Source organism: Acanthopleuribacter pedis (assembly GCF_017377855.1).
Lineage (GTDB): Bacteria > Acidobacteriota > Holophagae > Acanthopleuribacterales > Acanthopleuribacteraceae > Acanthopleuribacter > Acanthopleuribacter pedis.
Window position 1 is genome coordinate 91,040 of record NZ_JAFREP010000027.1, and the last position, 24,296, is coordinate 115,335.

Genomic DNA, 24,296 nt, shown 5'->3' on the forward strand with positions numbered 1-24,296 from the left:
GAAGCCATGACCCAAAAGAACCAAGCAGACCTGCAAATCTGGCGATTGGCCTACTTGGCGCCGGCCCCGGACGGGGACCTGCCCAAGTGGTACCTGCTCGTCAACGAGGGACCCAAGGAACAGATCCTCACGGTTGAAGGACGCATTCTGGTGTTTGCCGAACCCGGCGATGCGGCCGCTCTCATTGATCGCTACGGCGCCGACCTGCCGGCGGACGAGCGCGATCTGGAAGAACCCTTCTTCCGCTGCCACGTGGCTCAAAGCCTCTACCTGCTCACCGCCGGCGAGGAAGACGAGGAACGGCTGATCATCGACACCGCAAACCTGCTGCTCGATTTGATCGCGGTCACGGGCCGTCCCGTTCCGGACCACCACCGCAACCGTTTGAAGGCCTTGGCCGACTACTTCACCTTCGCGTCCGATCCGGCCGGTTTCTTTGCCGAATCCGGCGTGACCCGCGACGAGATGGTGGAGAGCCTGCTGTGGGCGACCGGACGGGTCGTGCTGCACCTGACCGAGGTGAAGCCGTGAAGCCAACGCCAAACGTAAACGACAACCCCGACAGCTACGATTTCAGGAGAATTTTGGTGAAATCCCATTTCCGAATGTGGGGCATGTCCCTCATCTTTTTGCTCTTATCAGCGGCCGTTACGGCCGGTACGCCGCACGAAGCAGTGGGCGAGAAAACCCGCTTGGTGCGCATGGGCGACATGTGGGTGCGCGTTCGCACCACCCCGCCCAGGACCGGCAAACGCGCCGGCAAAGGTGCCGACGACATCATCATCACGCCCTGGGCCAACGGCATTCTGTACTATCGCTTTGCCGACGACGTCACCGGCGTTCAGGCCGAAATCTTTGACGAGGCGGTCCAAGCCTGGGATGCACTCGACAACCTGCAAGTGGTACGCAATGGTGCGAACGATCCGCGCCCAACCAACTACGTCGAGGTCCGCAACAGCCTGAACGGCAACAACTCGGTGCTGGGCATGGCCGGTGGGAAGCAGATTCTCAACTTGCAGCATTGGGACCCCTCGGTCATCCTCCACGAGGTGGGCCACGCGCTCGGCCTGCTCCACGAGCAGCAGCGCGGCGACCGAGACACCTTCGTCACGGTCACCATGAGCAACGTCAAACCGGACAAACGCGACAACTTCACCCGCATCGACGGCGTGACCCAATACGGCGCTTACGACTTCGCCTCGATCATGCACTACCATGCCCACGCCTTCTCTAAGAACGGCCTGCCGGTCATGGCGCCAACCCCCGACTACGCCGACCAGGCCGATGTCATGGGTCGCCTGAACAACCTGTCGGCCCAGGACATCGCCGAAATCGAGCAGCGTTACCAAGGCTTGGCCGCGCCGATCACCATCGCCGACGCCAACCTACGCGCGGTGCTGACGGCGTTGGTCGACTATGACGAAAACGACGTGATTACGGTCTCCGAGGCCGGTTCATTAACCGGCATTCTCAACCTCAAGGACCGAAACATTGCCGATGTTACCGGCATTGAGGCGTTTACCTCGGTCGCGGGTTTGGATCTGCAAGGCAACCAACTGAGCAGTTTACCCGACCTGTCCGCGATGACCCGACTCGGCTACCTCAACCTCAACGGCAACCAGTTCACCGAGATTCCCACCCCGGCCCCCACGCTGCCGTTGGACGTGCTCTTTATTCAGAGCAACCCCCTCGGCGCCGACGCCTGCGCACAGGTCGACGCCTTGCGACAACGCGGTCTCAAGGTACTGGACACCAACCCGCTTGCCGACGGCGGCAGCTTGGATTGCGGCAACGCGGCACCCGCGTTGCGGGACATCCTGGTCCCCGACAACCTGGTAGCGGGCGTGGCCGGCTCCTACCGCCTCGACCTCAGCGACACGGACAACGACCGTTTGTTCGTTCACTGGGATTTCGGCGACAACGGAAAACCCGTGAGTGGGCATCAGGTCCACCACGCTTACGCCGCGGCCGGGACCTACACGATTCGCGTGCGCGTCGCCGACCGCTTCGGCGGCCTGAGCGAATTGACACGCGACGTGGTGGTTGCCACCGAACTCAACCAACCCTACGTGGTAGTCGGCAAGGCACTTGGCCGTCCCAACGACTTGGTTTCGCTACCCTTGTTTTTTGGCCACATGGAAAGCGCGGTCGCGCTGCAATGCGATTTGGTTTACGACGCGGGCCGGCTTTCCGGCGAACAGGTTTTGGCCGAAACCGGCCTTGCCCCGCACGAATTCCATTTGGGTTTCCCCCAGCCAGGCCGGGCACGTTTGACGATCTTTGACGTGGCGGACAACGACGCACTGCAACAGGGCCGTTTGGTACATGTCCCGTTGCGGGTCAGCGCGGACGCCGCAATCGGTTTTGTCGCGGTTCGCCTGGAAAACGTGTTCGTCGTTTCGGCGCAGGCCGCCCACGTCGCCGTCGGCGATTTGGTGCAGGGCGTGGTTCAGGTGATTCGCCCCGAGAACCAGGCACCACGCATTTTTGACTACAACCTCAACCTGCCCACCTCGTATCGGGCTTACGAATCCGATATCGCTGCTTACGACCTGGACGGCGATAATTTTCTTTTTGAAATCGTCGACGGGCCCATCCTCGGCACGGCGGAGATCGATCCATTGACCGGCGCCATGCGGTACACACCCAACCCCGGTTCCTCCGGCAACGATCAGTTCACTTTTCGCGTGTTTGACGGGCTCGTTTATTCTCGGACGGCAACCTATGACATCGCGCTAGAGCGCGGCAGCGCGCCGCCGGTGATCGAGCGCCTCAACATCCCGGACCAAGGTTATGTCGGGGTGCCGCTCCCCTTCTCCGCCGATTTTCACGATCCCGACGGGGACGACCTGCACATTCTCTGGAATTTCGGTGAAGGCGCGGGCGGCGGCAACGACGCGGCACCGACGGCAACCTACACGGAAGCAGGGATCTACACGGTTTCACTGGAACTCTCGGACGGCACCACCCAGGTTCGCCGGGAAACGCAGATCGAAATTCTCCCCAACAGCGCGCCGGACTTTGTTTCGGTGGGTATTCCGGTACAAGGCCTGCTCTTTAACGAGGTAACCTTTTCCTCCTCGGTAGCCGACGCCGACGGCGATCCGGTCACGGTCACCTGGACCTTGGACGACGGCGTGGTCCTAGAGGGCGAGGTGGTTTCCCACGCCTATCAAACGGCGGGCACACGCGGCATCCAGGTAACCGTGCGCGACGACAAAGGCGCGGAGAACACCCGCACCGGCACAATCAGCATTACCAGCGTGTTGCCGCCCGAGATCTACAGCATCCACGTACCGCCCACCGGCAGCGTCGATGTTCCGGTAACCTTCTGGGTCGGCGCGGGCGACTACAACCACAACATCAACCAAATGCGCTGGACCTTCGGCGACGGCACCGGTGCCTCCGGCTACCGCGTTACCCATAGCTACACGAGCGCCGGAACCTATCCCATCACCTTGCGCGTGATTGATTCGGGCAACTTGGAAACCCGCTACGACGGCGAAATCGTTATTGGCGACAACGCGGCCCCGGTGATCCACTTCGTCAACGGCCCCGACAGCTTGGCCCTGAACAGCACGGGCACATTCGCGGTCGTGGCCGAGGATCCCGACGGCGAACCACTCACCCTGAGTTGGGACATGGGCGACGGCACCAACCGGGTTGGCGAACGCATCAGCCACGCCTACACCGGCGCGGGTGAACGCACCATCACGGTGACCGCGGCCGATCCTCGCGGCGTCACCACCCAAGCAAGCAAAACGGTGATCGTCGGCGACAACAACGCCCCGGAGATTCAGGATGTGCAACTTGCCGCCCTGCGTTCCCAGCATCACCTTTTCGATTTCGCGGTGACGGCAAGCGACGCCGATGGCGACACGCTCAGCTACCACTGGGATTTCGGCAACGGCGAATCCGCGTCAACCCCATCCGGCAGCATCCTGGCCCGCGACCTGGGAATCTTCCACGTCGTGGTCACGGTCACCGACAGCCGCGGCGCCGCGAGTACCCATGCGCAATGGTTGGAAATCGTCGACAACGACAGCCCGACCTACGCGTGGACGGCGGTTCCCAACAAAGCGATTGCCGGTTTGGAAACCCACTTCCTAGCTCAGGCGAAGGACAACGAAGGTGACGCGATCACCTACCTGTGGACCATGGCGGGACAAACCCGCGAAGGTCGCGCGGTCTCCTTCACCTTCCCCGAGGACGGTTCGCAAACGGTCACCCTGCGCTTGCAAGACGACCGCGGCGCGGCCGTTGCGCGCAACTTTTCGGTGACGGTCGGTGCCGAGGCGGCCCCGGCCCTGCGCGACCTGACCCTGCCCGCCACGGCCATCCTCAACCGTCCGGTCGACTTCGCGGTTGACGCCGTCGATCCCGACGGCGGCGCGCTCAGCTACGGCTGGACCCTGGGTTCCACCGAGGCCGGCGATCAAGCCGCGTTCCAACACACTTTCACGGCGTTCGGCGCGGTCAATGTCACCCTGGTGGTTAGCGACAACGCCGGCAACGAAACACGCGTCAACGCCTACGGCGCCTTCGACGCACACTACGAACCGGTCATCGACCGTTTCGTGGTCCCCGAACAGGTGAAAGTCGGCGAAGCCTTCTCGGTTTCGAGTAACGCCGACGATCCCGAAAACGACACCCTGACCTACACCTGGGACTTCGGCGACGGTTCACCAGAGGTTCGTCAACAATCCCCATCCCATACCTTTACGGAAACAGGTCAATACCTGGTGACCCTGACCGTCACCGACAACCGCGGCGCACGGGTGCTGCGCGTGCAGCAGGTAACGGTCTACGACAACCTACCCCCGCAAATCACGACCCTCACGGTTCCCGGCGAAGGTCGGGTCGATGTGGCGCTGACGATGGCGGCAACGATCCAAGACATCGAAGACGACGCCTTCACCACGTCCTGGGATTTCGGTGACGGCACCGCCGCGGTCGGCGGTAACCCGGTCGAGCACGCCTATGCCGCACCCGGAGTCTACACGGTCACCCTGACCGTGACCGACGCCCGCGGCGCGGTCAACCAACAAAGCGCGGACGTGGAAATCTTCGCGTATCCCGTCATCGAGAACGTGGACGTGCCCCTCATCGTGACCCGCGATCAGCTCGTCCCTATGTCCGTTGACGCCTACAATCCCAGCGGCGGCGCGCTGACCTACGTCTGGAACTTCGGCGACGGCGCCGAACCCGTCAACGGCGGCAACAGCGTCAGCCACACCTTTACCGAACTCGGTCTGCGCCTGCCGGTGCGGGTGACGGTTTCCAACGGGGTTCGCGAAAGCTCCGCCACGGTGTACGTGGCCGTGCTGGGGCCGGACGCCGAGGCGATTGCCTTCGCGGACGCCGGTTTCAAAGCCGCCATGGTCGCCCAATTCGACGGCAACAACGACGGCGAAATCAGCTACGCGGAAGCCGCGGCGGTCCACGGCGACGTGATTGTGAGTTCTATCTCCGGCAGCGACATCAGCCTCGGCGGCCTGGAAGCCTTTATTCACATCACCGGGTTCAGGGCCCGTTACAGCAGGGTTCGCACGGTGCCCCATTTGAGTCACTTGGTTCATTTGACGGACATCGACCTGCGCAGCAACAACGTGCGCACCATGGGCACCCTGCCGGTCAACCTCACCCACCTGAACGTGGAACGCAACGACCTTTACAGCCTCCCGCTTCTCCCCACCACGCTGACCTGGTTGGATTGCAGCAACAACAACATCCGCGCCGGCTTTGGTCGTGGCCGCATTCCCGCGAGCCTCAACTACTTGGACTGTTCCAACAACTCCGACAGTCGCAGCAGTACCCGATTCAACCTCATGTTGAGAGAGGCGACGGGGTTGCGCACCTTGATCGCGAAAACCAACCACATCGACAACCGTTACTTCGAGCTGCCCGACGGCTTGGAGAACTTGACCATCACCCACACGGCCACCATCGAAACCGTCTCAGGCCTGCCGGACAGCATCATCAACCTGGACTTGGGTTACAACCCCGAGATCACGTCGATTGATCGCCTGCCCGCCAACCTGGAAGTATTCGATTTCGGCGGTCACAACATTCACTTTTCCGGTTACAAATTGGCCTCCATCGGCGACCTGAGCCACGTCACCAAGTTGCGCGAGCTGGTGCTTCCCAACATGGACCTGACCACCTTGAACGGGATCAGCGGTATGGCCTCGTTGGTCCGGCTGGATGTCGGCGGCAACGACATCGCCGGCACGATTGAGGACTTGGACGGGCTTAGCGCCTTGACCCAGATCGATCTCGGCGGCAACGCGATCACGGCGCTGGGCAGGCTCCCCGACGGCCTCGAAAGCCTCGATGTGAATCACAACCAGTTGGCGGATCTCCCCGACCTCGCCGGCTTAACCGCGCTGCGGACGCTGCGGGTCGGCGGTAACCAACTCAGCCACATCGCGGATCTGGCGAACCTAGTCCAACTCACCTACCTCGACCTTTCCGCCAACCAATTCGCCACCCTGCCAGAGCTGCCTCGGGCCGGAACCTTGGTCACGCTGAACGTTCAGGGCAACCAATTGACGGAGCTCCCCGAACTGACCGGCTTGGAGCGCTTGACCAGCGTGAACGCCGCGGAAAACCAGTTGGCGATCCTGCCTGACTTGGCGCTGTTGACCGGGTTAACTACCTTGGACGTACACGACAACCAACTCAGCGCGGTTCCCGATTTCAGTGGGTTTGCCAACCTGCGCACCCTCAATTTCAGCGGTAACCTCTTGGGTCTGGACGACTGTCCGGCAATCGCCGCCGCACGCGGGGTAGTGCAAAACAACATGACCGTCAATCCGCTGAAGGACGGTAGCGATCTCGACTGTCCCAACACGGCACCACGGATCCTTAGCCTGAATGTACCGGCCACCGGCAGCTACGACACACGGGTGACGATGTCGGCAACGGTTGAGGACGACGAGTTCGACCGGGTCACCCTGTACTGGGACTTCGGCAACGCGCAAAGCGGTCAGGCTTACAGCTACGAAACGGTCGACGTCACCTACGCGACAACGGGGACCTACCAGGTCTCGGTCCGCGCGGTTGACGCGCGCGGCTTGGAAACCCTGGCCCACACCCAAATTGTGATTGGCAGCCAGGCGCCGCGGGTGACCCGCTACGGCATTCCATCGCAGGTCTTTGCCGATACCAACACACCCTTCTCGATTGAAGGCGAAGATCCCGAGGGCGATCCGATTACCTTCTCCTGGGATTTCGGCGACGGATCGGCGCCCGTAATCGGCGCCAACGTCAACCATCGCTACACGGAGACGGGAACCTTCACGGTTACGGTTACCCTGGACGACGGCAACGGCGGCATCGCCACCTTCACCCGCGAGGTAGAAGTGCTGGCGCAAAACCGCTACCCGGACATCCAAAATGTGTCGTTCCCGTCCAGCGCGGTGGTCAATACCTCGGTCACCTTCACCGCTGAAGCAACCGATCCCGATGGGGACGCGATCACCTTCACCTGGGCGTTTGGCGACGGTGCGACGGCAACGGGCGCCGAGGTCAACCACACCTATGACGCAATCGGCGACTACAGCGTGCGTTTGGTCGTACGCGATCGTTGGGGTTATGGACGCAGCACGGGCGGTACCATCCGTATCTCGGCCGCCAATGCCAACCCCGCGTTCGGCGCGGTGAGCGTTCCCACCACGGCTTTGGTCGGTGAAAGCCTGGCCATGAGCGCGGTGGTCAGTGATCCCGACGGCGACCCGCTCACGGTGACCTGGACGCTGGGCGACGGCAACCAGCGTCAGGGAACGGCTGTCCAGCACAGTTACAGTGCCGCGGGTGCCTACATCGTAACCATCCAAGTCAGCGACGGTCGCGGTGGTAGCGCCACAACGGTTCGCAACGTCAACGTGACCGAACCCGACAACCGCCAACCCGAAATCACCGCGCTCACCGTGCCCGCGACCGGCAACCCGGGTGAAGCGGTATCCTTCTCGGTGTCCGCCTCGGATCCCGACGGCGATCCCCTCACCTATAGCTGGAACTTCGGCGACGGTAGCGCGACCGCGGCCTCGGCCTCGGTCAGCCACACCTTCGCGGCGGCGGGCGACTACACCGTAAATGTCACGGTTGCGGACGACCGCGGCGCCCAGGTCGTTTCCGGCGGCGTCATTCGCATTCAATCCGACATTCAAATCACCGACCTGACCGTTCCCATCTCGGTCAACGGCTTAACCGCCGCGGCGGACGGGGCGCTGTACTTCCGCCTCCAAGCCGAGGAAAACCTGAGCCGCTTGGTGTTGCAACTCGCGGGCGGCAACGGCAACGCCGACCTCTACCTTCTAGAAGGAGAAACACCGACACCGGCTAACTTCGATTTCGTTTCGGACGACGTCGCCAACAGCGAATCCATCGAGGTCCCCTCACCGGCGGGCAAGACGTGGTACCTGTTGGTCCATGCCGCCGAGGCCTTCAGCGACGCGGTATTAACGGTAAGCGGCGATCTCGAAAACCGCGCCCCACACATCACCGAGCTGGCGTTGCCCAACGGCGGAAGCGTCGGCCAATCTCTTAGCTTCAGCGTCACGGCCGCCGATCCCGATGGGGACGACTTGCAGGTGACCTGGAGCTTCGGCGACGGTTCTCAAGCAAACGGCGCTCAGGTTACCCACACCTATGCGACGGCCGGCACCTACGACGTTCAGGTGAATGTGCTTGACGGTCGCGGCGGCCAGGTCGGTGGAAATGGGCAAGTTATCGTTCAGGCCGCACAAGGGAACCAGCCACCGCAAATCAGCGGGGTTGATTATCCGGGCAGCGCGGAGAACGGCGATCCGGTCACCTTCACCGTGACCGCGACCGACCCGAACGGCGATCCGCTGACCTACGCCTGGAACTTCGGCGACGGTTCAAGCGCCGAGGGCCGTTCCGTGACCCACACCTATGCGACGGGGGGCGTTTACAGCGTCGAAGTCCGCGTGAGTGACGGTCGCGGCGGTACCGGCATCGCAACCCTGCAAATCCAAATCACCGAGGTGCCGCTGCTCGGCATTGGCGACAGCATCGCCGATCTTTCCGGCGGCGCGGGTGCCTACTTGCTCCACAAAATCGTGGCCGGGCCGCGTGTCACCGAACTGGCGGTCGCCACTTCCGGCGGCAGCGGCGACATGGCGTTGTTTGTTCGCGCCGGCGCGCGACCGGAGGGAAGTAACTACGACTTTGTTTCGTGGCAAACCGGCAACAATGAGCAGGTGGACATCACCGACCCAGCTGGAAAAACCTGGTATGTAGTGGTTTACGGGGTGGCTTCCTTCAGCAACGTGACCCTGCAGGTGAGCGGTCGTGAGGAAACGGGCGGCAACCGAGCACCCAACCTCGGCAGCTTGAGTCTGCCCGAGCGCGCAAGCGTCGGCGAGACCCTGACCTTCTCCGTTCAGGCGAGCGATCCCGACGGTGATCCGCTCAGTGTCGTCTGGACCACCGGCGATGGAACCACCCTGGAAGGCGTGCAGGTAAATCACGCGTTCGCCCAGCCCGGCACCTACACGGTGACGGCAACGGTCAGTGACGGCCGCGGCGGGAGCGACAGTGCCACGGGCTCCGTGACCGTTACCGGCGGCGGTAGTGAAAACGGCGCGCCGTCGATCACCAACGGCAGCGTTCCCACCCAAGCCATTGTCGGCGTGGCCGCGGATTTCCAACTTGAGGTTTCCGATCCCGACGGCGATCCCTTAACGGTCACCTGGGCCTTCGGCGACGGCGGCGGCGCGACCGGTGCATCCGTCTCACATAGCTTCAGCAGCGCGGGCACCTTCAACTGGACGGTGACCGTCAGCGACGGTCGCGGTGGTGAAGTCGGCGCGAATGGAAGCGTGACGGTTGTGAATGGAAGCGCGGGCAACCGCGCCCCTCAAGTAACCGGCATGACCTTTAGCGCCCAAACCGAAACCGATGTGGCAACCCAATTTAGCGCAACGGCGACGGACCCCGACGGCGACGCTATGACCTACACCTGGATCTTCGGCGACGGCGGCACGGCGCAGGGCCAAACGGTCGACCATACGTTCAGCGAAGGCGGCACGGTATCGGTTGAAGTGCGGGTTAGCGACGGCCGCGGCGGCACGGGAACAGGCCGCTCGACCATCCAAGTCGAGGCGCTGCCGCAAATCGCGGTGGGCCAAACACAACCGGGCCTCAACGCGGCTCAAAATGCGATGCTGTTCTACAAGTTGGTCGTGCCGGAAGGAAATGATTCGGTAACGGTCACCTTGGGTGAAGGGAGCGGCGACGCTGATCTTTACATCCGCGAAGGTGCCAAACCAACGGGTTCCGCGTTCGATTTCCGAAGCTGGAACACGGGTAACAATGAATCGATTCGCATCGATTCAGCGGGCGGCAAGACGTGGTACCTCATGATTCACGCCTACGAAGCCGTCACCGGATTAACCCTATCGGCTCAACCAAACTAACCATTCAGCTCGTTAGGCGCATGCCACCCCCGCGATGCTTCTCGTTAAGCGTCGCGGGTAAAACCTAAGAAGCGCGATAACTCGCGGCGACTTTAGCGAAACCTCTGGGCAGCAACGGTCTATAAAATGCTCACCGTACCTAACCGGTGCGCCTCCGCTTTCCCCAAACCATTTCGCTCCAGATCTTTAGCCAAAATCACGCACTCTTATCGCGCTTCTATTAGGTAAAACACGGTAAACGCCGACGGCCGGCGCGGGCCTTTTCACAAAGGTGCGCGCCGGTCTTTTTTTACGTGCCCGGACCGGTCGTCAAACCCGCGGGCATCGTCGCGATGATGCTTCCGACGCCGATTTGCCGCGACGAACCGGTTTCGCTCCGAAAAATTAGTGTACAATTTTTCCGAAATATCCGGTTTTCGTGTTTTATGGGAACCTTTTTTTGGGAAAAGCTAAGCGAAGGCAGGCTCTTGACCGATACGCTTTAAGAGCCGCCCCCGAACCGTCACCGCTACCCCTATGCCAATGCCGAGCCCCCTTGTTCTGTCGCTTGTTTGATAGAACAAAACCCTTGAACAATAGAACGAAACCCACGAACCTAAGAAGCGCGATAAATCGCGGTGGTTTTAGCTAAACCTCTGGGCTGCAACGGGCAGTGAACATGCTCACTGCAGCCGGCGGGTGCAGTCGTTCGCGACCCCGGTCCGCTTTTCCCAAGCCCTTTCGCTCCAGTTTTTAGCCAAACCCCCTCGCTTCAGCGCCTCTCTAGGTTGAATCCTATCCAGGTAGGTTGCTTTTGAAACCCTTAACGCTTGACATTTTGTTACTGGAAAGCGAAAAACCTTTCGCCAACCTGCTGACCGCGATGTTGGAAGCCAATCCCAGGCTCCAATGCCGACTGACCACGGCACCCGACCACCAAACTTTTTATGCGGCCTTCATGAAAGAACCCTTTTCATTGGGTTTCGTAACCGTAAGCCAAGGCGATACAACGGATTGCTTGGCCTTGATCAAGGCGGCCACGCAAGCAGAAAACGCCCCGCCGATGGTGGTAATTGCGGATGAAGAAAACGATAAATTCGATCAGGACGTGATGGCCGCGGGTGCAGCGGACGCATTGTTGCGCAGGGACCTCACGGCGGTACTGTTGGACCGTACCATCCGCCACGCCCTGGAACGCCGCCATCAAAACGAGGCGATACTGGCGGCAAAAACCATCGCGGAAAACGCCACCCGGGTGAAAAGCGATTTTCTGGCAACGATGAGCCACGAGGTACGCACCCCCCTGAACGGCATTTTGGGCATTTTGGGCTTGCTAAAAGATACCGATTTGGATGACAACCAAAACGAACTGCTCGCTGCCGCGCTCCAGTGTTCGGAAGCCCTGCTTGCCCTAATGGAAGATATTCTCGACTTTTCCGATCTCAACAGCGGCAACCTCTCCCTGCAAAAGGAACCCTTCACCATCGAAAAAGTGCTGGCGGATCTTACCCAATGGATACAACCCCTAGCCCATAAAAAAGGGTTACGGCTAGGGATTCACAACCGGCTTCCCGAGGGTCAGTCGTTGATGGGCGACAGCCGCCGCCTCACCCAGGTATTGCTTCATCTGTTAAACAATGCGGTCAAATTCACGGAACAAGGCGCCATTGACCTAACCATCCGCGGCTCGGGTCCCGAGGGCATTCCCGGCGAAGTATTTTTTGAAGTGCGGGACACCGGCATCGGCATCAGCCAGGCGCAAATGAAGTCCTTGTTCAAGCCCTTCTCCCAACTAGACGCGTCCACCTCACGGCACCATACCGGCACGGGGCTCGGACTAAAAATCGCGCAACTGTTGGTGCGGGTTATGGGCGGGGTGCTTCAAGTGGACAGTACACCGGGCCAAGGAACCCGATTCTTCTTCACGGCCGGCTTCGATACCAGGGTACCGGAACCCCAACCGACGCCTCAGCCCCAAGCCCCACCGGCCGCCTCCGACAGCATTCGCGTGTTATTGGTTGAAGACAATCCGGTCAATCAAAAAGTCACCGTCAAACTGCTAAAAAATATCCAGGTCCAATGTGATGTGGCCGCCAACGGTGCCGAGGGCGTAACAGCGTACCAACAAAATCATTACGATTTGGTCCTTATGGACTGTCAAATGCCGGTGATGGACGGTTACGAGGCCGCCCGCAAAATTCGCGATCTCGAAAAAGAATCCAACCGCCGTATTCCGATCATCGCGGTAACCGCCAACGCGGTCGACGGGAACCGCGAACGCTGTCTGGACGCCGGCATGGATGACTATTTATCGAAACCGGTCCGCAAAGATACCTTTTATGCGAAGCTCCAACAGTACCTGCCACTTCGCGTTGGTTAGCCGCTCCCTTCCACCATCTTTCGTGCTTTAATAGAGCATTCACATGTTGCGAACCCACTTTTTCCATAACCAGCGACCCCGCGCCGGCGTGCCCCACGGCACCGCCTATGGTTCTTTCCATAACCGTGCCTTGAGGTCCAGGAACGCGTTCGCACGATTTCTGTGCTTGTAAAGAGGAACCGATGAAGAAACATCCGCACCCCAAGGTTCGCTCCCATCATGAGTTGTCCCATGTTATGCAAACCATGATCGCCGGCACCCAAAAAGCCAACCTATTTATCGAAGGCAAAAAAATCAGAGGGTCCCTGCTGGAGTTTAACGAAACCTGTCTCTTTTTCCAGTTCCCGAAACTGTTCCAATTGAAATTTCGCAACATCGCGGCGACCCACATCAAAGTGAGCTTCTTTGTTGAGGGGAAAATTTACTACAGCCTTTCGAAAGTGCTCGGTTTCGGGAAATTCGCCGGTGAGGAGGCGATTCGCCTGAAATTTCCCGGCTACCTCTCGATTGACGACGAATACGGCTTGGCCGACGTCTATACCGAATCCAAGATTCCGCTGGTGTTTACCAGCTTCGACGACGGGCAAAAACGCAAAGGATCGATGGTGAATTTCGGCAAAAAGGGCATCGATTTCGTGGCCGCGGACGGGGGCGAGGCCGTTCACAAAAGCCTTTCGGTGGGTACCGAGGTCGCGTTCCATTTTGAGCTAAGGCCCAACCAAGAAACGGTTTGTAAAGCGAAGGTGCTTTACATTCACGAGGATGAAGGCATTGCCGGGGCGGGATTCCTGGATTTCCCCAAGGATGAGGCTGAGGAAAAATCGGTATCGGAGTGGATTCTGCAATGCCGCCGCCTGCAAAAGTTAAACGCCAACCATTTCGTTCTGCCCGGCAGTCGTGAAGCCAAAAAGATCGAGAAGCTGGCGGCTCGGGCCGCGGGCAACACCGAGGAAGAGGACGAAAAAATGCCGAAAGAGGACAACCGACCGGTGTTGTTCCCGGGCGATCCCAAGGTATTGATCGTTTCCGATAATTTTGATCGCGTGGTGAAGCTGGGGCGCGCGCTCAAAAAAGATTTCGGTATCTTGAAAAACAACGGCGAACTCAACGACGTGGTTAATGTCTGCAAATTTCTCAAGCCGAGCATGCTGTTAATTGACGAGCAGTACCGCGTCGGCCACGGCTTTGAGCTGTGTAGCCGCTTTAGCAAAAGCCCCCGCGCTGATTTGCCGGTTATCATGGTGGGAACAGAGAAAGACCGCGAAGAAAAAGAGAACCGCGCCATGCGCGAGGGCGCCGCGGGTTTTTTGGTGATCGACCCGCTTAACAATGAACAATTCCTCCAGCGGGTACGCGAAAACTTTGAACTGTTTGTCGGCCCACTTAATGCGGCCAAGGCCAAGGCCAAACCCAAGGAAAAGCCCAAGAAAAAAACCATCGAGGTTCACGACTTCGAACCGGTTCGCAATCAAGGCCCCAAACCGATTCTGATTTGCACGCCGGATGAAGATTTGCTTGAACGCTGTGCCATCACGCTGGAAGCCAAACACGGCATTTTGCGAACGCGCGGCATTCCCAAAAAAATCCAGGCCATTGTTTCGGAACACAAACCGGCCCTGATTCTTTTGCACGAGCAACTCGACCACCGCGACGGGTTCGAAACCTGCGACCAGCTCATGAAGGCGGGTATCACCGAAACACCGATGCTCATTATCGGCAGCGGCAAAGACCTGCGCGTCAAACAAAACAAGGCGCTGCAATGCGGCGCGGTCGATTACCTGGTCACCGATCCCTACGACGGGATCCTGGTTCAGCAAAAAGTTACCGAAACCCTGGCCCTTTTCTGCGCCGAGGAAAACCCGCCGGTTGAGAGCCACCAACCCGACCTAACCCAAGATTACCCGGACACCAAGTGGCGCGAGGGCCAAAGTTACGTGCTCTTCGGCAGCGAGAACCGGCCCTTGCTGGAAAAAATCGGTCATGCGCTCGGTGACCACACCGGAATCTTGTTTAGCAAAGGCCCGCTGGGCAACATTGAGATGCTGGCGCAACTGTACGACACCACCCTAATCGTGTTGGACGAAAAGATGGGATCGGTCACCGGCTTTGATATCGCCAAACGCCTGACCAGCGGCCCACTGGAGGAAATACCCGTGGTGATCATGGGGAAAAGCAACGATTTGAAGAAAATGAAAAACTTGGCGGTCCGTGAAGGCGCGCTTGAGTACCTGCCCTACGAACCTTTTGTAAAAGATCTGTTCCTTGGCCAGATTCGTGATGTGTTGTCGATGTTTCGGTAGCCCGCATTTCTCGCAAGGATTCGCCGCGAGAAGCTGAAAGCCTTGTGAGAATTGTGGGCTAGGCCCGCGGAGGATTCCATTCATGGCTCACCCGGTGTTTCGCTCCTTTTTGTTGCACTGTCTGTTCGTTCCTTTTTTCCCACTCCTTGCCCAATCACCCACCTACACGCTCGATATCGAAGCTTGGCGTGGCGAAAGCGCGCTGGAATACAGCGCGGAGGCGATCACTGCCGCGGCCTCCGCCGCGAGCGATACGCTGCACCAGCCGGGCGTGCCGGAATACCGCGAAAACTTGGTCGCGCTTCGTGCCGGACTGGGTATGCAAAACAAGCTGTGGTTCGCGCGTTTCGATATCGGCCAAACCCCGACCTACGGGGAACGCGTTCAAACGGTTACCGAAACCTTAGCCACCGAACGCGATTATGAAATGCAGCGCCAGGATTTGGGTCTCACGCTCGGCTTTCGCTGGAAAACCTTTGGCTTTTTTGCCGGTTACCAGCACACCGAATTCGAGGAAAAGATCCGAGAATTGCAGTACCAGCTCACCGTCGGAACCGAGGTGTTTGACCTGGCCTTGCCAGGCGATTCAAGCTCGGATTGGCACTACCGGGGTGGTCTGATCGGCTTGAACCACCACGAGAAATTGGAGAACGCCCCGCTTATCGTGTATGCCGCTCTTTCGGGTGTATGGCTCCAAGGCGACGCCCGTTACGACACGGCCCTCACCAACACGGACGACCCCACCGCGCCGCGGCGGACACAGGGTCCCACCGCCCGCCGCGATACCGAGCTAAGCGGCATCAGCGCCGAGGTCGCCTTGCACTGGCAGCTCAACCGGCGCTGGACCTTTAAAATCGGTTACCGCCACCAGGATTGGGATGAGCGCAACAATTTGGTGCTGCCCCAAGTCCGCAACGGTGACGGAACCCTGGGTTTCGCCATCCATTTTTAGCGCATTCCTCGCGGTTTCCCTGAGAAAAAAGCGAAACGCAAGCAGCGCTAGCGTTGAGAAACACGGATCTCCAACTTGGGGGCCCTGGTAAAGATGAACCGCAAGATTTACCCCAAAAGTGGTTTTTGCTTGGTATGCCGCGCGCTTGGATGGATAATGACGGGTTTAACGAAGTTCCGTGAGGTGAAGGCTTGCTGCTCGCCATTGATGTAGGAAATACCAATACCGTGATCGGCCTGTTTAAAGGTGCCGAATTGGTCCATTCTTGGCGCTTGACCACCGCGCCCCAACAAACAGTCGATGAGTACGGTATTTTGTTCCGCAACTTATTCGAACCCGCCGGCTTTCAGGCCAATCAGGTTTCTTGGGCAATCATTTCCTGTGTGGTGCCCCCGTTGCAGGAAACCCTACGCGCGATGTGCGATTCTTACTTCAACATTAAGGCACTCGTGGTGGGACCGGGTATCAAAACCGGGATAGCCCTTCAAGTCGATCATCCTCAAGAAGTGGGGGCGGACCGGATTGTCAATGCTATCGCCGCGTTCAACACCTACGGCGGTCCCGCGATTGTGGTCGATTTTGGAACCGCAACAACCTTTGATCCCATTAACAAAAGCGGCGCTTTTTTGGGCGGCGCCATCGCACCCGGCGTCAACATTTCCGCCGAAGCCCTTTACAAAGCCGCCGCCAAGTTGCCCCGGGTGGAAATTCAGCGTCCGCGCCGTGTCATCGGCAAAAACACGGTTGAAAACATTCAGTCGGGCCTGTTTTTCGGGTACACCGGTTTGGTCGACGGCATTCTCTCCGCGATGAAATCGGAAATGGACGGCGATCCCGTGGTTATTGCCACCGGTGGCTTGGGCGAAACCTTTCAGCGGATCAGCCCCCTAATCCAACATTACGATCCCAACCTGACCCTCAAGGGTCTGCAGCTCATCCACAACAAAAACAGCTAGAAGGGATCTTTTTTGTCCGAAGTTGCATCCAACCAACCTATCCCCGATACCTTGAAAACCAGAGCGCTGGGCGTGGCCATCGCTTGGGTGATGCGGTTCATCACCGGCACCTCGCGCTTCCATTTCCACGATGCGGAGCACCTCACCCAATTTTTCGGTCAGGATCGTTCGCTGATCCTCGCCTCGTGGCATAACCGCAACCTGCTGGCGGCACAGGCTTATTTGGCCCTCCGGCCCAAAGGCCGCGTCATCCGGCCCTTGGTCAGCAACTCGCGCGACGGCGGCATGGCGGCCCGCGCCATGCGCAGTTTCGGGATTGAATGTGTGCGCGGCTCTTCAAGCCGGGGCGGCTTCGCGGCGTTAAAGAACATGATGCGTCTGCTGAAGCAGGGCCAGGACGTGGCCATCACCCCCGACGGTCCGCGCGGCCCGGTTTATACCGTCCAAGGCGGCGTGGCAACCACTGCTAAAATGACCGGCGCACCGATCATCCCCATGGTCTGGCAGGCCAAGCGCCGCAAGGAACTCAACAATTGGGATCGGTTCATCGTGCCTTTTCCGTTTAACAGCATCCACGTGGCTTTTGGCGAACCCATGATCGTGCCACGCGATTGCCCGGCGGTGGAAATCGAAGCCCTCTCGGAGAAACTTCGGGTCCAAATGGTCGCCCTCACTGAGAAAGTGGACCAACTCGCTCAGAGCTAACCCGCATTTCTCACAAGGATTCGTCGCGAGAAGCTGGAAACCTTGTGAGTACGAAGGTTGCGACCGAGAGACGGCACAAGCGTAGCAGCGCTACGGTGAAGGCGGCTCGACCGAGTAAGGCGGAAGGCCGCCCCCTCGTAATCGCATGGGTTGCCCCGTAGCAGAATTCCTTGTGAGTCATGCGGGCTAACCCGGCAATTGGCCGGACGCCTCTTTGTGAGGGCTGTGGTTGGTGATGGTCATTTGCCGATGAGAAGGGTTAACGCCCTTCGCAGTCGTCCTTGTAAGCAGGCGGGAGCTCGTTGTCGGCCGGTTGCTCCTCGTCGAGGAATCCTCGATGCAAGGCGTCAACGACCTTAAGGCAAATCTCCAAATCGGCCGCGTCGATGCCCGCGGCAACCGCAGCCAGGTTTGCCGCCTCGCGAGCACGAATCGCCTCAAAGGCGGTGCGACCCGATTCGGTAAGCGCCAACAAGACAGAGCGGCGATGGGCCGGATTGGCGCGTTTTTCCAGCGTACCCGCGGCCAGATTGTCGTTGACCATGCGTTGCACGTACTGACGACCGGTTCCCATGATGTCGGCGATTTTGGGGACCGAAACGGGACCGGCCTCATAAACGATTTCCAAAATGGCGCGCATGCCGACGGAAATGGGGGTATCGGCCAGGTTCTTTTCAACGGCGCGGCCTAAATTACGGTAAAGCGGTCGGATAAAACGGATTAAGTCATAGAGACGGGCGGGATCGGCGGACATGGTCTTCATCCTCGTTGGGGTCTATCCGCCCATTGTAGCGTACAAGCCGAACCACGCGAATGGGAGGCTCCAGCGCGCGCGGAAGGAGCCTCGTTTCAAGTCGCGGATTAGGCTGCCGGGGTAAAGGCTTGGTTGAGTTTTTGGAGTAGGTCAAGCGCCTTATCAATGTCTGGGCGCGTCACCTGGCGGATAACGGGTTCGAGATTGGCGTTTTCTTCCTCGCGAATTTTCGCGAACAGGGCGCGGCCCTGGTCGGTCAATTCATAGCTCTCAGAATCATCTGAGCTAACGCAAATCAAGCCGCGTTCGACCATCGGCGGCAAGGCTTTGCCGCGACAGCCGTCGCCAATACCGAAGGTTTGCTGAAGGCTTTGGGCGTTAACGCGGCCAAACAGGGTCATGCCTTCCAGCACAGCCCGTTGCGTCACGGTTAAGTCGTGTGAAACCAAATTCTCGGCCACAGCCTGACCGAGCCGACGGTAAAGCGGATTGATCATTTGAATGACCTGGTACAGAGCTTCTGCGTGCGAAGGACGAATCGTGGATTGGTTCATGGGGACCTCCTTAATTTCGACACCCAAGGTGTCAATGCGCCAATAATAACACCTAAGGTGTCATTCTCAACCCTTAAATCGCGTTGGCAAAGCCGGGGCTCGAAAATGCAGGGAAGCTCGATCAAGTAAATATGCAACTACTAGTTAATTAACCCTGTTCACGCATTTATGACCCACTTGTAATTTACGCATAAGAAGTATCTTCATTTTTGATGTTTGGATTGTTTCGAAAGGGTTTAAGTTGGGGCCAACCCGTCACAGGCAACAAAAATCGAGCGGACATCGCGGTCCGCTTACCGGGTACCGATTGCAGATGATCAACCTTAATCACGGAGGTCAAAGTGGGCGAATACGATGGTCCTTGGAAACACATATGCGATACATTTTTTCCCGAATTACTCGAACTCTTTCAACCCAAACTCTATCGGGACATTGATTGGGAGAAACCCTACCAGTCTCTCGATAAAGAACTTCCGAAATTACGGGCAGGCCACCTTACAGGTGGCCGCACCGCGGATAAACTCATGAAGGTTCACCTAAAAGACGGCGAGGAGAACCTCCTGTTCATGCACCTTGAGTTTCAGCACCAAAAAGACGAACGGCTTCCCTACCGCATGTACGTCTACAACTACCGAATTTTCGACAAATACCAAAAGCCGGTGATTAGCATGGCAATCCTGGGAGATCTGGAAAAAGGATGGGCACCCGATACTTACTTGTTTAAAAAAGGCGCCTTCTGCTTGAAGATGACTTATCCGGTCATTAAATTATTGGACTATCGAGCGCAGTCGGGCAAACTCGAGAATTCCAACAGTCCTTTGGCCATTGTGGCGGACGCTCATCTCACGAGCATGGAAACCCGCAACCAAACGGGACGGCGTTTCGAGCAAAAAATGGCGATTACCCGGCGTATGTACCGCAAAGGATTTAGCCGCCGCGATATCATCCACCTGTTCACCTTTATTGACTGGGTTTTGCAGCTTCCCGACGAATTGGAGCAACAATTTCAGGAAAATCTCGAAGCATTGGAAGGAGAAACCAACATGCGCTATATCACCAGCATTGAACGCAGAGCCCTCGAAAAAGGTGAATCCATCGGCTTTCAGCGCGGCATTGAGCAAGGCATTGAGCAAGGTATTGAGCAAGGTATTGAGCAAGGTATTGAGCAAGGTATTGAGCAAGGTATTGAGCAAGGCATTGAGCAAGGCATTGAACTGAGCCGCCTCGTCCTCGCTCAATCGCTTACGACCATCTTGCTGCAACGGTTTGACACCCTTTCCGATACCATCCGCCAACGCATCCACACTGCCGAACTCCAAACTTTGCAGGATTGGATTCAACGCGCCCCGCTTTGTGCAAACATCGATACCTTGTTAGGCGAGCCGACCTAGGCCGACCCGGAAAGAACCAGGGCCGATTGGAAGGAGAAACCAACATGCGCTATATCACCAGCATTGAACGCAGAGCTCTCGAAAAAGGCGAATCCATCGGCTTTCAACGTGGCATTGAGCAAGGCATTGAGCAAGGCATTGAGCAAGGCATTGAGCAAGGCATTGAACTGAGTCGCCTCGTCCTCGCTCAATCGCTTACGACCATCTTGCTGCAACGGTTTGACACCCTTTCCGATACCATCCGCCAACGCATCCACACCGCCGAACTCCAAACTTTGCAGGATTGGATTCAACGCGCCCCGCTTTGTGCAAGCATCGATACCTTGTTAGGCGAGCCGACCTAAGAAAAACCGCGCCCGGTGGTTGACCACCGGGCAGCGCCTGGGTTTCTATTCGATTTCAGCAACCAAATCGCCGGGATCAACTTGCTCACCCGCGCCCAGCGGTAAGTTCACAATCACACCCGACTTCGGCGCCACGATCAGGTTCAGCATCTTCATGGCCTCGGTTACCATCAACTTTTGGCCTTCTTTCACCTTCTCGCCTTTTTTCACCTTCAGCTCGGTGATCTTGCCGCTCATCGGGGCCGCCACATGGTTCGGCTGGTCGGGATCGGCTTTTAGCTTGGTTTTCCGCGTCACACCCGTGGACTTGTCGAAGACCATCACGTTGCGTGCGCGACCGTTGAGCTCGAAGAAGAGTTCGCGCCGGCCGTTTTCATGGGGCTCCCCAAAGGCTAACAGCTTCACAATCAGTGTTTTACCTGGCTCAATCTCAATGGCTTTTTCTTCGTCAAGTCCAAGACCGTAGAAGAAGGTCGGCGTATCCAACACCGACAAATCCCCGTACTCGTTCACAAAGGTGACAAAGTCCACGAAGACCTGGGGGTACAACGCATAGGTCACCAACTCTTCATCACTGAAGGTGCGCCCAAATCGCTTTTCCAACTTGGCGGCCGCCGCTTCAAAATCAAAATCTTCCAGTAACTGGCCAGGCCGCACCGTGATCGCCGATTCGTCTTTAATCACGGCTTTCTGCAAATCGGCGGGGAAACCACCGTCCGGCTGCCCCATCATGCCTTTCATCAAATTGACAAATGACTGAGGAAACGCCAAATCCTTGCCGCGTTGGATCACCAGTTCCGGGGTCAAATCGTTTTGAACCATAAACAACGCCATGTCGCCCACGGCCTTCGAGGAAGGGGTCACCTTAATCACCTGACCCAACATATCGTTGACCACGCGGTACATGTCTTTGATTTCATTCCAGCGATGCCCCAATCCCAGCGAAATCGCCTGAGGCCGCAAGTTGGAATACTGGCCGCCGGGGATTTCGTGGCGATACACCTCCGCGGTGCCCGCTTTGAGGCCACACTCAAAGGGCGCGTAAGCGACACGCGCCGTTTCCCAATAATCCGCCAATTGCTGCAAGTCACGGTTAGCCAGGCCGGTGTCGCGCGGGCCACCGTCCATCGCCGTGACCAGGGCGTTTAATGAAGGTTGCGAGGTCATCCCCGACATGGACGACAAAGCGGCGTCGACAATGTCCACCCCGGCCTCGGCCGCGCGCAGCAAGGTAGCCACCCCGTTACCGCTGGTATCGTGGGTGTGCAAATGCACCGGAATTTGCAACGCGTTTTTCAGTGCATCCACCAAAATGGTTGCCGCCCTGGGCTTCAACAAACCGGCCATGTCTTTAATCGCCAAAATGTGGCAACCACATGCCTCAAGCTCTTTGGCCCGTTTGATGTAATAGTCCAAGTTGAATTTCACGCGTCGGTTATCGGAAATGTCGCCGGTATAACAAACCGCCGCCTCGGCGATTTTCCCCGTCGCGGCCACGGCTTCAATCGAGGGTTTCATACTCTCGACCCAATTCAAACAATCGAAGATGCGGAACACATCCACGCCCTGCGCGGCCGAGTGTTGAATGAACTTATGCACCACGTTATCGGGATAGTTGGTGTAACCCACCGCATTACCGGAACGAATCAACATCTGCAACAGGTGACCGGGCATCAAACGACGCAAACGGCGCAGGCGTTCCCAGGGCGATTCGTGCAAAAAGCGCATGCTCACATCAAAAGTGGCGCCGCCCCACATTTCGAAGGAAAAGGCCTTATTCATCAAGTGAGTGGTCGCATGGGCGATGTTAAACATATCGTTGCCCCGTACCCGAGTGGCGAGCAGTGACTGGTGGGCATCCCGCATGGTGGTGTCGGTAATAAACAATTGTTTTTGTTCAAGTAACCATTTCGATAAGCCTTCGGCACCCTTTTCAGCGAACACCGCATAGGCTGGACTCACCGCCGCGGTCTCCTTCGGCACGGTGGGAATGATCGGGGTCTCGATGCGCGCGGGGATATCACTGACCTGAATGCCCTCGGCCCCGTTCACGCGCAGATCACCCAGGTAACGCAAGAGTTTGTTGGCGCGGTTTCGTTTTGGTTTGAACTGCATCAATTCGGGATGGTCGTCAATGAAACCCGTGTCCAGATCGCCCTTGCGGAAGCGCTCGTGATCGACCATATTCTCGAGAAAGGGCAAGTTGGTTTTGACGCCGCGGATGCGGAACTCGCGAATCGCGCGCAAGGCTTTGGTCACGGCCAAATCGTAATCCAAGGACCAGGTACAGAGTTTGGTCAGCAGCGAATCGTAGTGCGGTGTGATGACGGCACCCTCAAAACCATTTCCAGAATCAAGACGAATCCCAAAACCTTCGCCGGCGCGGAACGCGGTTAGTTTCCCGGTATCGGGCGCGAACTGATTGGCCGGGTCCTCGGACGTTATGCGAAGTTGGATCGCATAACCACTTTTCTTGACCTTGCTTTGGCTGGGGATGCGGATGGTGTCGTGCTCGAGCGGGTAACCCTCGGCGATGCGAATTTGGGTCTGGACAATGTCGCGACCGGTGATGATCTCGGTGATGGTGTGCTCCACCTGCACGCGGGGGTTCACTTCAATAAAGTAATGGTTGCCGTCTTGATCCACCAAAAACTCAACGGTTCCGGCATTCACATAATTAACCTCTGCACAAATCGACAGTGCATCCCGATACAATTTATCTTTAACACCTGGCTTTATACTCCGGGAGGGCGCGATTTCAATGACCTTTTGGTGGCGGCGTTGAATGGAACAATCGCGTTCGAACAGGTGAACCATGTTGCCGTAACGGTCGGCGATCACCTGAATCTCGATGTGTTTGGGTCGTTCCAGGTATTTTTCGATAAAAACTTTGGGTGAACCAAACGCCTTTTGGGCCTCGGAGCGGGAACGGGCGACGGCATCCAACAACTGTTCGCGATTATGCACGATGGTCATGCCGCGACCACCACCGCCGTGAGCCGCTTTAATGATGAGCGGGAAGCCGTGTTTTTTGGCGAACAGCAGCGCGTCTTGATCGTTTTTAACCGCTTTCTTGGTACCGGGAATCACGGGTACCTTGGCGCGTTCGGCAATGGCCCGCGCCGAAACTTTATCGCCCAAGGCGTCCAACACTTCCGGGGGCGGTCCAATGAAGGTAATACCCGCCTCGGCACAGGCACGCGCCATGTCGGCGTTTTCGGACAAAAACCCGTAGCCGGGGTGAATGGCGTCGACACCTTTTTCCTTGGCCAAGGCCACAATGCCGGGAATGTCCAGGTAGGCGCCAACCGGCGACAATCCTTTGCCGATCAAGTAGGCTTCATCGGCCTTGTAACGGTGCAAACTGAGGCGATCTTCTTCGCTGTAAATGGCGACGGTCTGAATACCCAGCTCGGTACAAGCACGGAAAATACGAATGGCGATCTCAGAACGATTGGCGACAAGAATCTTTTTAAACTGGCTGATTTGGTGTTCAGACATGGCATACCCCGCAATTGAGATGAACGATCAGAAAT

Annotated in this window: 12 protein-coding genes; 9 read left to right on the top strand and 3 right to left on the bottom strand. The window is 58.0% G+C overall.

All coding sequences use genetic code 11. The annotated features are described in order from the left end of the window. The first annotated feature begins 6 nt into the window (after positions 1–6). The 7 genes from J3U88_RS25050 (at position 7) to J3U88_RS25080 (ending at position 17,717) form a co-directional block, all read left to right on the top strand. On the top strand, positions 7–531 hold the full coding sequence (locus tag J3U88_RS25050) for a hypothetical protein (protein WP_207861742.1): 525 nt from the start codon (positions 7–9) through the stop codon (positions 529–531). Beyond that, entirely contained in the window at positions 528–10,445 is a 9,918-nt protein-coding gene (locus J3U88_RS25055; protein WP_207861743.1) for a PKD domain-containing protein, read from the top strand. The genes J3U88_RS25050 and J3U88_RS25055 overlap by 4 nt, the downstream gene beginning before the upstream one ends. A gap of 793 nt (positions 10,446–11,238) precedes the next feature. Beyond that, positions 11,239–12,804 carry a response regulator gene (locus tag J3U88_RS25060; RefSeq protein ID WP_207861744.1) on the top strand — a complete coding sequence of 522 codons (1,566 nt, stop codon included), beginning with the start codon at positions 11,239–11,241 and terminating at the stop codon, positions 12,802–12,804. A gap of 182 nt (positions 12,805–12,986) precedes the next feature. Beyond that, positions 12,987–15,104: a hypothetical protein gene (locus J3U88_RS25065; RefSeq protein ID WP_207861745.1), complete on the top strand. Its 2,118-nt coding sequence runs from the start codon at positions 12,987–12,989 to the stop codon at positions 15,102–15,104. A gap of 82 nt (positions 15,105–15,186) precedes the next feature. Then, a complete protein-coding gene (locus tag J3U88_RS25070) occupies positions 15,187–16,056 on the top strand; it encodes a hypothetical protein (RefSeq protein ID WP_207861746.1) in 870 nt (289 codons plus the stop codon). Between the two features lie 191 nt (positions 16,057–16,247). Next, positions 16,248–17,012 carry a type III pantothenate kinase gene (locus tag J3U88_RS25075; RefSeq protein WP_207861747.1) on the top strand — a complete coding sequence of 255 codons (765 nt, stop codon included), beginning with the start codon at positions 16,248–16,250 and terminating at the stop codon, positions 17,010–17,012. 12 nt (positions 17,013–17,024) lie between these two features. After that, a complete protein-coding gene (locus J3U88_RS25080) occupies positions 17,025–17,717 on the top strand; it encodes a lysophospholipid acyltransferase family protein (protein ID WP_207861748.1) in 693 nt (230 codons plus the stop codon). Between the two features lie 259 nt (positions 17,718–17,976). On the opposite strand, the gene J3U88_RS25085 is transcribed toward J3U88_RS25080, so the two are convergent. Beyond that, entirely contained in the window at positions 17,977–18,471 is a 495-nt protein-coding gene (locus J3U88_RS25085; protein ID WP_207861749.1) for a MarR family winged helix-turn-helix transcriptional regulator, read from the bottom strand. Positions 18,472–18,578: 107 nt separating this feature from the next. Beyond that, the gene (locus tag J3U88_RS25090; RefSeq protein WP_207861750.1) at positions 18,579–19,025 is read right to left on the bottom strand and encodes a helix-turn-helix domain-containing protein; all 447 of its coding nucleotides are present in this window, start codon (positions 19,023–19,025) and stop codon (positions 18,579–18,581) included. 341 nt (positions 19,026–19,366) lie between these two features. On the opposite strand from J3U88_RS25090, the gene J3U88_RS25095 reads away from it, so the two are divergent. Beyond that, a complete protein-coding gene (locus J3U88_RS25095) occupies positions 19,367–20,416 on the top strand; it encodes an RpnC/YadD family protein (protein WP_207861751.1) in 1,050 nt (349 codons plus the stop codon). A gap of 44 nt (positions 20,417–20,460) precedes the next feature. Then, the gene (locus J3U88_RS25100) at positions 20,461–20,760 is read left to right on the top strand and encodes an RpnC/YadD family protein (RefSeq protein WP_207861752.1); all 300 of its coding nucleotides are present in this window, start codon (positions 20,461–20,463) and stop codon (positions 20,758–20,760) included. Positions 20,761–20,805: 45 nt separating this feature from the next. On the opposite strand, the gene J3U88_RS25105 is transcribed toward J3U88_RS25100, so the two are convergent. Next, positions 20,806–24,261, bottom strand: a complete 3,456-nt coding sequence (locus tag J3U88_RS25105; protein ID WP_243436141.1) for a pyruvate carboxylase — start codon at positions 24,259–24,261, stop codon at positions 20,806–20,808. Positions 24,262–24,296 lie beyond the last annotated feature (35 nt).

Coding starts and splice junctions, on each gene's coding strand:
- J3U88_RS25050 (WP_207861742.1), top strand. CDS start 7: ATGACCCAAAAGAACCAAGCAGACCTGCAAATCTGGCGATTGGCCTAC.
- J3U88_RS25070 (WP_207861746.1), top strand. CDS start 15,187: ATGGCTCACCCGGTGTTTCGCTCCTTTTTGTTGCACTGTCTGTTCGTT.
- J3U88_RS25065 (WP_207861745.1), top strand. CDS start 12,987: ATGAAGAAACATCCGCACCCCAAGGTTCGCTCCCATCATGAGTTGTCC.
- J3U88_RS25100 (WP_207861752.1), top strand. CDS start 20,461: ATGCGCTATATCACCAGCATTGAACGCAGAGCTCTCGAAAAAGGCGAA.
- J3U88_RS25105 (WP_243436141.1), bottom strand. CDS start 24,261: ATGTCTGAACACCAAATCAGCCAGTTTAAAAAGATTCTTGTCGCCAAT.
- J3U88_RS25090 (WP_207861750.1), bottom strand. CDS start 19,025: ATGAACCAATCCACGATTCGTCCTTCGCACGCAGAAGCTCTGTACCAG.
- J3U88_RS25085 (WP_207861749.1), bottom strand. CDS start 18,471: ATGTCCGCCGATCCCGCCCGTCTCTATGACTTAATCCGTTTTATCCGA.